This window comes from Streptosporangium sp. NPDC049644 (assembly GCF_040675205.1).
GTDB classification, from domain to species: domain Bacteria; phylum Actinomycetota; class Actinomycetes; order Streptosporangiales; family Streptosporangiaceae; genus Streptosporangium; species Streptosporangium fukuiense.
In genome coordinates, this window is record NZ_JBFAOJ010000072.1 from 1 (window position 1) to 13,870 (window position 13,870).

The following is a 13,870-nucleotide window of genomic DNA, read 5'->3' on the forward strand; positions in this document are numbered from 1 at the left end:
GACGCCCCGCCGCGCCGGGGCGTCCCCCGGCGCCTCGCTCCCCGGGGAGGGCACCTCACGAATGCCCCACACCTCCCTCTCCTCCGTGTTACCAAAGCGTTCCCCAAGGGGACTGAACTTTTTTCACACCTTACATTATCCTCCGTTGCACCCCCCGACAGGAGGAAGAAATGATCAGGAGAGTCACAGGGGCCGCGGCGGGCATGGCACTGCTGGCCGGGCTTGTCGCCTGCGGCGGCAACGGGACGGCCTCGGAGGCCACCACGCTGACCTACTGGATGTTTCAGGACCGCACCCCGCAGGCGGGGGAGGTCGTCGAGAAGCTACGCACCGACTTCGAGAAGGCCAACAAGGTCACCGTCAAGATCGTCAAGATCCCCAAGGACGACTACAACACCAAGCTGGGCAGCGCCGTCGCCGCCGGCACCGTCCCCGACGTCGGCATCCTGGACCAGCCGCTGGTGGCCAGGTACGCACTCGACGGCACCGTCAGCGAGATGCCCGCCGGCACCGTCGACGAGAAGACGTACTACGCGGGCGCGCTGAACACCAACAAGGTGAACGGCAAGCTCTACGGCCTGCCGCTGGACCACACCGCGGTGGCGCTCTTCCACAACAGGAAGCTGGTGCCGACGCCGCCCAAGACCTGGGACGAGCTCAAGCAGGCGGCCGCCAAGGTCCACCAGGACGATCCGAAGATCGCGGGCATGGTGGTGCCCAAGGGCGACGGCTACGGCGGCTGGATGTGGCCCGGCTTCCTCGCGGGCGCCGGCGGCTCCCTCGTCGACGAGAAGGACAAGAAGATCCTGTTCGACCAGCAGCCCGGCGTCGACGCGCTCCAGCTCTGGGTGGATCTACTGCCGTCCTCCCCCAGGGCGATCACCGACTCGGACAAGGCCTTCGAGAACGGCCTGGCCGGGATGATGATCTCCGGCCCGTGGGACGTGGCCAACATCAAGGAGCAGTTCCCCGAACTGGAGTTCGGCACCGCCCCGCTGCCGTACAAGACCGAGCCCGCCGGCAACATCGGCGGCGAGAACGCGGTGGTCTTCAGCAAGGGCAGGAACCCCGAACTGGCGTGGAAGTGGCTCACCTTCCTGACCAACGCCGACAACAACACCGCGCTGGCGCAGGCGCTGGGGGGCTTCCCGACCAATGTGGCGGCGGCGGAGAGGGACGCGGCCACCTTCGGACCCGACCAGGCGGCCTTCCTCGAGCAGCTCAAGGTCGCCCATGCCAGGCCGGCCCTGCCGGAGTGGATCCAGATCAACGACGAGATCATCGCCCCCGCGATCGAGTCCGCGCTGAGCGGCAAGGTCACCTCCCAGCAGGCGCTGACCGAGGCGGCGACCAAGACCCGCGCGCTGCTCGGCTGGAACGGCTAACGCGAAAGCGAGGCAAACGTGGCATCTCCGGTGCTGGCTGACAAGCCCGCCGTGACGCCCCTCCCCGGGCGGCGCCGCCGCCCGGGTTTCGGGCGGCGCGACCACGTCATCGGGTGGCTCCTGATCGCCCCCGCGGTGGTTTATTTCGTGATCTTCCTGCTCTACCCCGCGCTGGCCGCGCTGTACTACAGCTTCACCGACTGGAACCTGCGGTCGGCGCCCAACTGGGTGGGACCGGCCAACTACTCCGACCTGCTCTTCGACGACGTACGGTATCCGCACTTCTGGAAGTCGATCCGGGTCACCCTGCAGTACACGCTGATCGCCGTACCGCTGACCCTGGTCACCGCGCTCGCCCAGGCACTGCTGATCAACACGATCCGCCGTGGTTCCAACCTCTTCCGGCTGCTGCTGTTCCTGCCGGTGGTGACCGCCGAGGCCGCGGTGGGCGCCATCTGGCGCTGGCTGTACGACCCGCAGTACGGGCTGGTCAACAGCCTTCTCGGCCTGTTCGGCGTCCCCGGGCAGAACTGGCTCAACACCCCCGAGCTGGTCATCCCGGCCCTGTCGTTCATCGCCGCCTGGCAGTGCGGCATCTCAATGATCATCTACCTCGCCGGGCTCAAGGGCATCCCCGACTCGATCCGCGAGGCCGCGATCATCGACGGCGCGGGTCCCGTCCAGCGGTTCCGGAGGATCGTCGTGCCGATGCTGCGTCCCACCACCTTCTACCTGCTGGTCACCGGCGTGATCGCGGCGCTGCAGGTCTTCGGCCTGGTGTACGTGATCTTCTCGGGCGGCGGCGGCAGGAGCGTCACCGGCGGCCCCGAGCAGTCGGGCCTGACCTACGTCCTGCACCTGTACCTGTTCGCGTTCCGCTACGACGCGATGGGCGCGGCCTGCGCGATGTCGTTCATCCTGTTCCTCTTCATCATGATCATCACTGCGCTGCAGTTCAAGTTCGTCAGGCAGGAGGCGTCGTGAGGACGGCCGGTAAAGCGCGGCTCGCGCTCGTCTACATCGCCCTGGTGCTGCTGGCGGCCATATCGGTGATCCCGTTCCTGTGGATGCTGGCGACCTCCTTCAAGCACGGCCCGGACGTCTACACCAAGGTGCCCAGCCTGCTCCCGCTGGATCGCAAGACCGGTGAGTGGTCGGCCACGCTGGAGAACTACGAGCACGTCCTGCGGGTCGGCGGGCTGGGCCAGGCGTTCCTCAACAGCGTCTGGGTCTGCCTGATACTGGTTCCCGGCAAGCTCCTGGTGGACGCGCTGGCCGCCTACGCCTTCGCCAGGATCCCCTTTCCCGGCAGGGACAAGCTGTTCGTCGTACTGCTCGCGGGCATGATGGTCCCCACGATCACGCTGCTGGTGCCACGCATCCACGTCACCCAGGCGCTCGGCATGTTCGACTCCGGATGGGGCCTGATCCTGCCCAACGTCGCCTCGGTCCTGGACATCTTCCTGCTGCGCCAGTTCTTCATGTCGCTGCCCGGCGAACTGGAGGAGGCGGCGCGCATCGACGGCGCGGGACGGATGCAGATCTTCTGGCGCATCATCATCCCGCTGTCGAAGCCGGTGCTCGCGGTCGTGACGATCACCAGCTTCATCTTCCACTGGAACGACCTGGTCTGGCCCCTGGTGGTGCTCAACGACCCCGATCTCTACACGCTGCCGCTGGCCCTGCAGCAGCTGGCCAGCAGCGAGTCCGGACGGGCGTACCACATCATGGCGGGCGCCGCCCTGGCGGTCGTCCCGGTCATCGTGGTCCTACTGATCTTCCAGCGCCGCATCATGCAGGGGATCGCGTTCACCGGGCTCAAGAGCTGACCGCGCTCCCGGCGCGGGTCCGGCCCGGACGGCAGGGCCTCCGGCGGCCACGGCCGCCGACCACCAGAGGGGGAATCCGCGACAGTGGAACGATCGGCCACCTCGCCGGCGTCGCCGGGGGCGGGCGGGAGCGGAACGCCGCGTGACCGCGAGGACATGCGCCGGCTCGTGACCGAGCTCGTCCTGCCGCTGGTCCCCCATCTCAGTCCGGGACGGGCGCGACTTCGGCTCGGGAGCAACACGGCCCACTACGACGACGCGGCCGCCGAGCTGGAGGCGTTCGCCCGCCCGCTGTGGGGGCTGGCGCCGCTGGCGGCCGGAGGGGGATCCTTCGAGCACTGGGAGCTCTGGCGCCGGGGACTCGCCGCCGGGACGGATCCCGGGCACGGGGAGTTCTGGGGGTCGGTGACCGACGCCGACCAGCGGCTGGTGGAGACCGCCGCGATCGGCCTGGCGCTGGCCCTCGCACCCGAGGCCGTGTGGGACCCGCTGAGCGGCCGGGAACGCGACGGCCTCGCGGCCTGGCTGCTCCACTCGATGACCGTCGAGGCCGTCGACAACAACTGGCAGTTCTTTCCCGTCATGGCGGGGCTCGGCCTGGACCGCGTCGGGGTGCGCTTCGACTCCGGGCCCAACCTCGCCCGTCTGGAGCGGCTGGAGTCCTTCGCGCTGGGCGGCGGCTGGTACAGCGACGGCCCCACCGCCCAGCGCGACTACTACGTCCCCTTCGCGATGCACTACTACGGCCTGGTCTACGCCGCCCTGGCCGCCGACCGCGATCTGGGCCGCGCCGGGCGCCTGCGCGAGCGGGCGGCGGCCTTCGCGCTGGACTTCCGGCACTGGTTCACCTCCGGCGGAGCCGCCGTGCCCTTCGGCCGGAGCCTGACCTACCGCTTCGCGCAGGGCGCCTTCTGGGGCGCCCTCGCCTTCGCCGGGGTCGAGGCCCTGCCGTGGGGTGAGGTGAAGGGGCATCTGATGCGGCATCTACGCTGGTGGCTCGGGCGGCCGATCCGCGACTCCGCCGGCCTGCTCACCCTGGGATACGGCTACGCCCAGCCCGCTCTCACCGAGCAGTACAACGCCCCCGGCTCCCCGTACTGGGCGCTGAAGGCGTTCCTGCCGCTGGCACTCGCCGCCGGGCATCCCTTCTGGACGGCCGACGAGGAGGCGGCGCGGGAACTCGCCGCGACCAGCGTCCAGCCGGAGGCGGGGGTCGCGCTGATGCGGTGCGAGCGGGGACGGCAGGTCGTCATGCTGAGCGCGGGGCAGCACCACACATGGGTGCGGCACGGCGCGGCGAAGTACGCCAAGTTCGCCTACTCGACGGCCTTCGGGTTCAGCGTGCCGGGCGGCTCGTGGGGGCTGGAGCAGGGTGCCTTCGACAGCACCCTGGCGGTGAGCGACGACGGGACGCACTGGCGGCCCTGCGAGGTGCCCGAATGCCTCTCCGCACGCGGCGGCCTGCTCCACGCCCGCTGGACGCCATGGCCGGACGTGGAGGTCGACACCTGGCTGCTCCCGCGTCCTCCGTGGCACGTACGGGTGCACCGGCTGCGGTCCGGGCGTGGGCTGTCGTCGGCCGAGGGGGCGTTCGCCGTCGACCGGGATCCCGCCGCGCACCGCGCCGCCGAGGGCCCCGGCCACGCCCGCCTCGACTCCCCCGCCGGGCTGTGCGTGATCGAGGACCTCCGCGGGGCCCGGAGCGGGGAGCTGGTCCTCCCCCTGCCGGGTACCAACGTCATCGTGCCGCGTACGGTCATTCCCACGCTGCGCGGCGAGCACGAGCCGGGCGAGCACTGGCTGGCCTGCGCGGTCCTCGGCCTCTCCGGTCCGTGCTCTTCCACCCCCGCTCCCTCCGGCACCGGGCCGGCCACGGGCTGGCCGGAACCGCCCGGCCTGGAGGAGGTCTCGGCGCTTCTCCCCGGCGGCCACCCCTTCGGGGACCGCTGACGGCACCGCGCGGCACAGCGGCGCAGGGGCACGGCGGCACGGCGGGGGGTGCGGCCGGGGGCACGCGGTCTCCGGACCGATCGCGGAACGCCATGGCGGGTGGCCGGCCGACCAAGGAGGGAAATGTGTCGAAATCACCCATAACGGGAACTTTCCCTCTAGAAACACCATCGCTTTCCTGAGCATCCCACCGGACATGGCACCGCGATGCCCGGGGGCCGGAACAGAGTGCCACATTGTCGTGACTCACCGATACCGCCCACCCCCTGAACATCACACAAGTCTGTAGATCCACAGATAAATGTTGAAAGGGGACGGGGATGACTGGTCTGGCGACCGAGAACACGCTGATCCGGAACGCCTCGGACGTGGAGGCCTTCGCACGGCAGTGCTTTCCCGCCTCCACCGGCGAGCAGGTGGGAGTCGAGCTGGAGTTCCTGGTCTTCGACCGCACGGCTCCCGCCCGCCAGGTTCCGTGGACCAGGATCGCCGAAGTCCTGCCGCCGCTCCCCGGCGGGAGCGTGGTGACCTTCGAGCCTGGTGGCCAGCTGGAGCTCTCTGGGCCGCCGGGCCCGCTGACCGACGCGATCACCCGCCTCACCGCCGACGTGGACGCCGCGCGCGGAGCGCTGCGGGACGCCGGCCTGGTGTTCGCCGGGGTGGGACTCGACCCGCTGCGGCCCGCGTGGCGGCAGCTGCGCCTGCCCCGGTACGAGGCGATGGCGGAGTTCCTCGGCAGGCCGTACGGGGCGCTGATGATGTGCTCGACGGCCTCGATCCAGGTCAACCTGGACCTGGGCACCAGACCCGCGACCAGGTGGGACCGCGCCCACCTGCTGGGTCCCGTCCTGGTGGCGGCCTTCGCCAACTCGCCGCTCAGCGGGAGCCGGCCGTGCGGATGGATGTCCGGCCGCCAGGCGGTGTGGGATCGGCTCGACCGCACCCGGACGGCCGCTGTCCCCGCCGGCGGCGACCCCGCCGCCGACTGGGCCGAGTACCTGCTCGACGCCCGCCTCATGGCCGTGCGCGAGGCGACGGGGAGCACGGGGGACCCGGAGAGTTCCGGGGACGCGCGGTATCGCCCGGTCCGTGATGGCTCGACCTTCCGCGACCGGCTGGCCACGTCCGCGCGGCCACCGACCCTGGCGGATCTGACCTACCACGCCACGACGCTCTTCCCGCCCGTACGGCCACGCGGCTGGCTGGAGATCCGCTACCTCGACGCCCAGCATCCGGCGAGCTGGCCGGTGTGCGCGGCGGTGACCCACGCTCTGGTGACGGACGACCGCGCGGCCGACGCGGCGCTGGCCGCGGCCGAGCCGTGCGCGGGAATGTGGCAGCGGGCGGCACGCCGCGGCCTGGCCGACCCCCTGCTGCGCAGGGCCGCCGAGTCCTGTTTCCGCGCCGCCCTCGCGGCGCTGCCGAGGCTGGGGGCGACACCGGCCCTGGTCTGCGAGGTCGCCGCGTTCGCCAACCGCCACGTGAGCCCCAGCCGCTCCCCGGCCGCCGACCTGCTGAACCTGGCCGGCGGGCCGGAACGGCGCCTGCCCGACTGGCTGGCCCAGGAAGGACGGATCTGACGCCCGCACCAAGGCCGGCCCGGGACCTGCCCGGGACCGGGGAGCGGAATCTCCAGCACGGAGGTATCTGATGAGCGACCTCAAGGAACGGATCGCCGCCGGGCTGACCGCCGCGCGGAGCCGGTCCACCGCCTACACCGACGCCGAGGAGGAGCTGCTGGTCAGGCAGCACTCGCCGCTGATGTCGCCGCTGGTGTGGGATCTGGCGCACGTCGGCAACTACGAGGAGCTGTGGGTGCTGCGGCAGGCCTGCGGGATCACCCCGCTCCGCCCGGAGATCGACGACCTGTACGACGCGTTCCGGCATCCGCGCGCGAACCGCACGGCCCTGCCCATCCTGGGGCCGGCGGAGGCGCGCCGCTACATCGAGGGCGTGCGCGGCCGGGTGCTGGACGCCCTGGACGCGATCGACCCGTACGGCCCCGACCCCCTGCACCGGGGCGGTTTCGTCTTCGGCCTGGTGATCCAGCACGAGCACCAGCACGACGAGACGATGCTCGCCACCCTGCAGCTGTCCGGCGCGCCCGGCCTGGTCCGCGACGGCGAACTGCCGCCCGGCCGGCCCTCGGGTGCCGACGAGGTGTTCGTTCCCGCGGGCCCCTTCACGATGGGCACCGACACCCTGCCGTGGGCCTACGACAACGAACGCCCCGCCCACCGGATCGACCTGCCCGGCTACTGGATCGACAGGCTCCCCGTCGGCAACCGCGCCTACGCGGACTTCGTCGCCGACGGCGGCTACGACGACCCCCGCTGGTGGTCCCCGCAGGGCCGGCTCTGGCTGCAGCGGAGCCGCGCCTTCGCCCCGCTGTTCTGGATCTCCGACGGCGGCGCCTGGTGGCGCACCCGCTTCGGCCGGACCGAGCCCCTTCCCATGGACGAGCCCGTTCAGCACGTGTGCTGGTACGAGGCCGACGCCTACGCCCGGTGGGCCGGCAGGCGGCTGCCCACCGAGGCCGAGTGGGAGAAGTCCTGCGGCTGGGACCCCGAGGCCGGGCGGGCGCGGAGATATCCGTGGGGGGACGACGACCCCGGGCCCGCCACGGCGAACCTCGGGCACCGGGCGGCACGGCCCGCACCGCTCGGCGCCTTCCCCGCGGGCGCGGGCGCCTACGGCGCCGAGCAGATGATCGGGGACGTGTGGGAGTGGACCGGCTCGTGGTTCCTGCCCCACCCCGGCTTCCGCAGCTTTCCCTACCCCGAGTACAGCGAGGTGTTCTTCGACTCTCGGTACCGGGTGCTGCGCGGCGGATCCTGGGCGTCCGACCCGGCCGTGGTCCGCACCACGTTCAGGAACTGGGACCGTCCTGCCCGCAGGCAGATCTTCTCCGGCTTCCGGTGTGCCCGCTCGGCCTCCCCCGAGGACTCGCCGGAGGAATCCCAGGGCCACTCCTCGGAGCACCTCTCCGGGCGCTCACCGGGGCAGCGGTAGATGTGCCGCCACGCGGCCTGGCTGGGCGCCCCCCGCCCGCTGGCCTCACTGATCCACGAGCCCGGCCACGGCCTGCTCCGGCAGGCCCACGCCCCGCGCCTGCAGCGCTACGGCACCGTCAACGCCGACGGCTTCGGCATGGGCTGGTACGACGTCTGCCGCGCCGAACCGATCCGCTACCGCCGTACGATCCCCATCTGGGCGGACGCCAACCTGACGGATATCGCCCGGGTCGCCCGCTCCGGCTGCCTGCTGGCCGCCGTACGGTCGGCCACCGCCGGGATGCCGATCGAGGAGAGCGCGACCGCGCCCTTCGCCGACGGGCCGTGGCTGCTCAGCCACAACGGCCGCGTGGCGCGGGAGGCGGTCAGGGAACTCGCCGAGGACGCGGAGAGCTCCTGCGACTCGGCGTGGCTCGCCGCCGCGGTGTTCACCCGGCGGCGCATGGGCGACCCGCTCGGCGAGGCCCTGGTGGAGGTCGTCACCCACGCCGGGGTGAAGGATCCCGACGCCCGGCTGAACCTGCTCGCCTGCGACGGCCGGTCGATCGCCGCGACCACCTGGGGCGACACGCTCTTCCTCCACCTCGGGGACCACCCGCGCGACGGCGTGCTCATGGCGAGCGAACCGCTGGACGACCGGCCCGGCTGGCAGGCCGTACCGGATCGGACCCTGGTCCTCGCCGCCGCGGACGGCGTGCGCGTCCAGCCGCTGTGACCAGGCAGCGGCGGCACCGTGGCAGCACTGCGACAGCACCGTGGCAGCACCGTGATGAAGAGGAGCCGGACCGCAGGAGAACACAGCACCCCGGTCACGGACCGGCGAGCAGGACCCGTGACCCACGGACCCAGGAGGCCCCGTGTCAGTCAGCCAGTCAGCCGTACACCTGGTGGACCATCTCGGCCGTGACCATCTTCACCAGGCACTCGAACACGACGTCCGCACCGGGCTGACGTCGACGCCCAAGTGGCTGCCGCCCAAGTGGTTCTACGACGAGGCCGGCAGCGAGCTGTTCTCCAGGATCACCCGGCTGCCCGAGTACTACCCCACCCGCCGCGAGCTGGCCATCCTGCGCCGGCACTCCCTCGACATCGCCACGCGCTCCGGCGCCGACACCCTGGTCGAGCTCGGCTCGGGGACCAGCGAGAAGACCGTGCTGCTGCTCGACGCCCTCTCCGCTACGGGAACGCTGCGCGTCTACACCCCGGTGGACGTCGACGCGGCGACCCTGGCCGACGCCGCGCGCTGGCTCGCCCGGCGCTACCGAGGCCTGACCGTCCGGGCGATCTGCGCCGACTTCGAGGCGCACCTGGCGCTGCTGCCCCGTACCGGACGGCGGTTGGTGGCCTTTCTCGGCGGCACCGTCGGCAACCTCGCCCCGGCGGCACGCGAGGTCTTCCTGAAGGAGCTGCGCGCCACGCTACGCCCCGGCGACACCTTCCTGCTCGGCGCGGACCTGGTCAAGGACACCGATCGGCTGGTCGCGGCCTACGACGACGGGAGCGGGGTGACCGCCGCCTTCAACCGGAACGTCCTGCACGTGATCAACAGGGAGCTGGGCGCCGACTTCGACCCGGACGCCTTCGAGCACGTCGCGCTGTACGACGCGCGGCACGAGTGGATCGAGATGCGGCTGCGCGCGAGCCGCGCCATGCGCGTGCGGATTCCCGATCTCGGCCTGCGGGCCTCCTTCGTGGCCGGGGAGGAGATGCGCACCGAGATCAGCGCCAAGTTCCGCCCCGAGGGGCTGCGCCGGGAACTCCTCACGGCCGGTTTCGGGATGACCCGCCAGTACATCGACCCCACCGGCGACTTCGTCCTTCTTCTCGCCCACCCGTGATCCGTGGCCGCCGCGATGCGCACACGCCACCTCCTCACCCGGCGCGGCTCCTGGGACCATCGGGTCACGACGGGGGTCACCGGCACGGGCCCGGCCGTCGTACGCGGTCACGGTCAGGACAGCCGCCCCGAATTCGGGACGGCGATCCTCCGGAAGAGCAGGCTCCGTCCCTCCGTGTTTCCCGGAAGAAGGTCGATGAAGGAAACGGAGCGGAGAAGGTCCCGGCAGGCGGAGAGAGGGAAGACGGGCGACGCGGTCGTGTGGGGTGGGCCGCACCCGCCGGCTCTGCCGCCTGCCGGGAAGGTGAAGAGCACGGCGAGTGCGAAGTGTGGATCCGCGCGGGTCAGATGCGCGCGCCGACGTCGGCGCCGTTGGACGGGCGCAGGAAGGAGGAGGACGGGATCGAGCCGTCTGCCGCTCGGGGTCCGGTTATCGTGCTCGGATCGGTGCCGACGAAGGCCCAGGTGCCGCCGAGGTTCCAGGAGTTGCCCGAGCCGGAGGACGACGGGCCGAGCGAGGCCTGCGTCGCATTCGCCACCGACAGGTTCTTGGTGAGGGTGGAGCTGGAACGGGCGAAGTTGAATCCGGTGCCGCCGTTGCGCCACGCGGTGTTGCGGTCGGCGGTCAGCCGGCCGGGGTTGCCGTTGTCGATGAAGCCGCCGACCGCGTTGTCGAACGCGATGGAGTTGCGGATCAGGTGGTCGGCCTGCGGGTCCGGGTCACCGCCGCCGAGCTTGAAGCCGTTGCCGTCTCCGGTGTAGTCGGGCAGGTTCCACCGGTTGAATCCGTTGCCCCATGCCACCGACGACTCAACGGTGATCGGGGACAGGAACATCCAGAAGTCCAGGCCGTCATCGGAGTTGTTCCACAGCCGGGCACCGCGCACCACGTTGCCGCTGCCCGAGCCTTCCTTGATGGCCAGGCCGTCGGCGCTCTCGCCGTTCTTGCGCGGGTCGCGGTTGCCGTGGGCGTCCAGGTTGATGATCTGGTTGTTGCCGGAGGCGCCCTGAAGGTGCAGGCCCGACTCGTAGTTGTCCCGGGTGATCAGACGGTCGAAGACGTTGTCGCTGGTGTCCAGGCCGAAGATGCCGTACGGACCGTGGATGATCTCCAGGCCGGTCAGGCGCCACCAGTCGCCCTCGATGTGGATGGCCCCCCGCTCGGGGCGGGGGATGGAGGAGCCGACCGCACCGGGCGTGTAGGGCATGTTCTCGCCGTCGAGGATGACCCTTTCGCCGTTGTGGTTGCGCATCGTGATGGGCCGGCTCGGCGTGCCGTCTTTGAGGATCTGGATGTTGGTACTCGGCGCGTACGTTCCGCCCCGAATGACGATGGTGTGGCCGGGCTGGGCCAGATCGACCGCCCGCTGGATGGTCTTCAGCGGCGCGCTGAGCGTGCCCGGATCGGCGTCGTTGCCGTTGGTCGCCACGTACAGCTCGTTGGCCGGTTGCGGCTGGCCCCCGGTCTCGACGTCGAGGTAGTCGATGTTGGGCAGCCCGGCGGAGGTGGTCGGGGTGAGCCGGATGGTGTTGCTGCCCGCGTCGACCGGTACGGCCAGGGTGCTGGTGACCCAGGCCGTCCAGGCGCCGGTGCCTCCGAACGACGGGGTCGCCACCGTGGATCCGTTGACGATCAGGCTGGCGGGCCGGGCGGTGGTGGCGCCGTTGGCGAAGCGAATCCCCAATGTCGCTACACCGGCGCCGGAGGCGTTCAGGGTGAACTGGGCGTAGGCGCCGGTGGCGTTGTCGCCGTTGCAAAAACCGCGGCCGGAGTAGCCGGACCAGTTGGAATCGATGGTGCCGGTGCAGGCCGCAGGCGAGGTCTCGGCCTCATAGCGGATGGGCGCGGCGTGCGCCGCGTTCCCGGACAGCGCGACGAGTATGCCGGCGAGCAGGCCGGCGCACGCGAGGAAAGGCGTCAGGCGCATCGTTGGTCTCCAGGATCGTTGCATCGTCGGACGACGAGTGGAGGCGGGACCGCCACAGGTTGGTCTCTCCGGCGCCTTGGCCCGGCTCCGGCGACGGACACGACGCGAGAAGCCGCCACCGTTGCCCGTCCGGGCTGTCGATGTGGTCTCGTGGTCGCGGCCAAGGTCCTCTTTCGGGAACGCCGGGCAGGCGGGCGGGGACGTGCCCGCCCGCCTGCCCGGGATCTCTAGCGGCGGGTGATGTCGGATTCGGAGTACAGGCAGTGCGTGCCGTCCGGGCCCTCACCGATCTTGGTGGGCTCACTGCCCTTCGGCACACCCTTGTAGCGCTCGCAGATGGTGGCGCTGCCGTAGACGGTGATCCGGCTGAAGCGCGCGGTGTCGCCCCAGTTGGAGTTGATCCCGGCCAGCACCTTGGTGGAGCGGGCGGTGATGCCGTCCATCACCACGTGGCGCTTGTAGGAGGTGGAGCAGTTGCCACAGGCCCGGTACAGCTTGCCGGAGCTGTGCACCTGGAAGTTCCTGATCGTGAGCGTGCCGGCGCCGTTGTGCTGGAAGACCTTGTCGGCGCCGGACTTGGCACCGCCGCCGTCCACCAGGTAGGTGGCCGAGGAACTGGAGGACTTGAACGTCGCGGCGTCCTCGCCGACGTCGTTCCACCACACGTTGCGAATGGTGCAGGAGCCCTCGCAGTGGATGCCGTCACCGGCCGGGGCGTCGAGGATGACGTTCTGGATCGTGCCGCCGTTGGCCACGACGAACATCGGGTCCTGGCTCTCGCCCTGGCCTCCGTCGCCGATGCCGTAGTAGCGCTTCATGCCGCCGTCGAAGAACGTGCCGGCGTTGCGGGTGGTGGTCTGGTGCACGCTGCCGGTGTTCGAGGGCCACGGGCCGCTGCCGTCACCGTTGCCGGAGGGGGGCGGCGTCACGGTCGGGGTGGGCTCCGGGCTGGGGCCGGGCGTGCCGCCGCCGGCGGACTGCAGCGTCCACTGCTTGGTGGCCGCCGAGTCGCAGGAGTTCTGCTGCAGCAGGGCGCCGGAGGAGGTGGAGTTGTCCTGGACGTTGAGGCACTTGCCGCCGTTGCCGTTGACCACCCGGTAGTTGGATCCCGAAGCGGTGAGCTGCCAGGTCTGCGACGCGGCCCCGGTGCAGGACTCCTGCTGGACCGCCTTGCCGGCGCTGGTGGAGGCATCCCGTACACCGAGGCACTTGCCGCTGTGCGCCGCCTTGATCTGATAGCCGCTGCCCGAGGAGGTGAGCGTGAAGACCTGCCCGGCGGCGTTGGTGCAGGCGCTCTGGGCCAACTGGACGCCGTCGCCGGTGCTCTGTCCCGGTACGGCGGCGCACAGGCCGCTGCCGGCGTTGGCCAGCGTGTAGTTACCGTTGGAGGGGGCTGCCGAGGCTGGGGTGGAGAGCACGGTCACCAGCCCGCTGCCCGTCACGAGAGCGGCGGCCAGCGTGACCGCCAGTCTTCGGTCTTTGCGCATCGTAATCTCCAGTTCGGTTGGGGGTGCGAGCGCTTGGCGGGGTCGAAGCGCGTCAGGGGGCGATCTTCTTGGCGGCCGCGCCGACGACAGCCCACCCGCCCTGATCGTCGCCGTCCTCGTCAAGTTCCCTTCGCCAACAGGCCGGCCTGCCGGACACCATGGAAGAGATCGCTCACCTTGCATCGGTAAGCGCTTTCCCGGCATGTTCGGAGTGAAGCACAAGGCGGACGGAGACGAGAAGCCCCGATGGGCGAAACACCTCGACGGCTCGACGTCGGGGCAGGTCAAAGCGTTTTTCTGGAGGTCACCCGAGTTGGGGCATCCCTGAAACTTTCATTTGCCGCCGTCAGGGTCCGCCGGTTGAGCCGTTCCGATGGCCTCGCCGACGGGATGTCCGCCCCGCAGGCCGGCGCCCCGCCCCGCGCCCGTCCAGGGCCGCT

The 13,870-nt window shown here is 71.0% G+C and carries 10 protein-coding genes; 8 read left to right on the plus strand and 2 right to left on the minus strand.

All coding sequences use genetic code 11. The annotated features are described in order from the left end of the window. Positions 1-170: 170 nt before the first annotated feature. From AB0J58_RS31380 to egtD, 8 genes are all read left to right on the plus strand, one after another. A complete protein-coding gene (locus tag AB0J58_RS31380) occupies positions 171-1,385 on the plus strand; it encodes an ABC transporter substrate-binding protein (protein ID WP_364222538.1) in 1,215 nt (404 codons plus the stop codon). A gap of 18 nt (positions 1,386-1,403) precedes the next feature. Beyond that, the gene (locus tag AB0J58_RS31385; protein WP_364222541.1) at positions 1,404-2,369 is read left to right on the plus strand and encodes a sugar ABC transporter permease; all 966 of its coding nucleotides are present in this window, start codon (positions 1,404-1,406) and stop codon (positions 2,367-2,369) included. Beyond that, on the plus strand, positions 2,366-3,214 hold the full coding sequence (locus AB0J58_RS31390; protein WP_364222544.1) for a carbohydrate ABC transporter permease: 849 nt from the start codon (positions 2,366-2,368) through the stop codon (positions 3,212-3,214). The genes AB0J58_RS31385 and AB0J58_RS31390 overlap by 4 nt, the downstream gene beginning before the upstream one ends. A gap of 156 nt (positions 3,215-3,370) precedes the next feature. Next, positions 3,371-5,164 (plus strand): DUF2264 domain-containing protein, encoded by a 1,794-nt coding sequence (locus tag AB0J58_RS31395; protein WP_364222547.1) that lies wholly within the window; start codon positions 3,371-3,373, stop codon positions 5,162-5,164. 320 nt (positions 5,165-5,484) lie between these two features. After that, positions 5,485-6,744 carry an ergothioneine biosynthesis glutamate--cysteine ligase EgtA gene (gene egtA / locus AB0J58_RS31400; RefSeq protein ID WP_364222550.1) on the plus strand — a complete coding sequence of 420 codons (1,260 nt, stop codon included), beginning with the start codon at positions 5,485-5,487 and terminating at the stop codon, positions 6,742-6,744. Positions 6,745-6,814: 70 nt separating this feature from the next. Continuing rightward, a complete protein-coding gene (gene egtB / locus AB0J58_RS31405) occupies positions 6,815-8,176 on the plus strand; it encodes an ergothioneine biosynthesis protein EgtB (RefSeq protein ID WP_364222553.1) in 1,362 nt (453 codons plus the stop codon). After that, complete coding sequence (egtC, locus tag AB0J58_RS31410) at positions 8,177-8,893, plus strand: ergothioneine biosynthesis protein EgtC (RefSeq protein WP_364222555.1); 717 nt, start codon at positions 8,177-8,179, stop codon at positions 8,891-8,893. Between the two features lie 142 nt (positions 8,894-9,035). Continuing rightward, complete coding sequence (gene egtD / locus AB0J58_RS31415) at positions 9,036-10,016, plus strand: L-histidine N(alpha)-methyltransferase (RefSeq protein WP_364222558.1); 981 nt, start codon at positions 9,036-9,038, stop codon at positions 10,014-10,016. 343 nt (positions 10,017-10,359) lie between these two features. Here egtD and AB0J58_RS31420 read toward each other — a convergent pair whose 3' ends face one another. Further along, positions 10,360-11,943 (minus strand): right-handed parallel beta-helix repeat-containing protein, encoded by a 1,584-nt coding sequence (locus tag AB0J58_RS31420; protein WP_364222561.1) that lies wholly within the window; start codon positions 11,941-11,943, stop codon positions 10,360-10,362. 227 nt (positions 11,944-12,170) lie between these two features. Next, entirely contained in the window at positions 12,171-13,430 is a 1,260-nt protein-coding gene (locus tag AB0J58_RS31425) for a pectate lyase (RefSeq protein WP_364222564.1), read from the minus strand. Positions 13,431-13,870: the final 440 nt, after the last annotated feature.

Bases quoted from the DNA above. Each gene is read 5' to 3' on its own strand.
- AB0J58_RS31380 (WP_364222538.1), top strand. From the start codon at position 171: ATGATCAGGAGAGTCACAGGGGCCGCGGCGGGCATGGCACTGCTGGCC.
- AB0J58_RS31395 (WP_364222547.1), top strand. From the start codon at position 3,371: ATGCGCCGGCTCGTGACCGAGCTCGTCCTGCCGCTGGTCCCCCATCTC.
- egtA (WP_364222550.1), top strand. From the start codon at position 5,485: ATGACTGGTCTGGCGACCGAGAACACGCTGATCCGGAACGCCTCGGAC.
- egtB (WP_364222553.1), top strand. From the start codon at position 6,815: ATGAGCGACCTCAAGGAACGGATCGCCGCCGGGCTGACCGCCGCGCGG.
- egtC (WP_364222555.1), top strand. From the start codon at position 8,177: ATGTGCCGCCACGCGGCCTGGCTGGGCGCCCCCCGCCCGCTGGCCTCA.
- AB0J58_RS31420 (WP_364222561.1), bottom strand. From the start codon at position 11,943: ATGCGCCTGACGCCTTTCCTCGCGTGCGCCGGCCTGCTCGCCGGCATA.
- AB0J58_RS31425 (WP_364222564.1), bottom strand. From the start codon at position 13,430: ATGCGCAAAGACCGAAGACTGGCGGTCACGCTGGCCGCCGCTCTCGTG.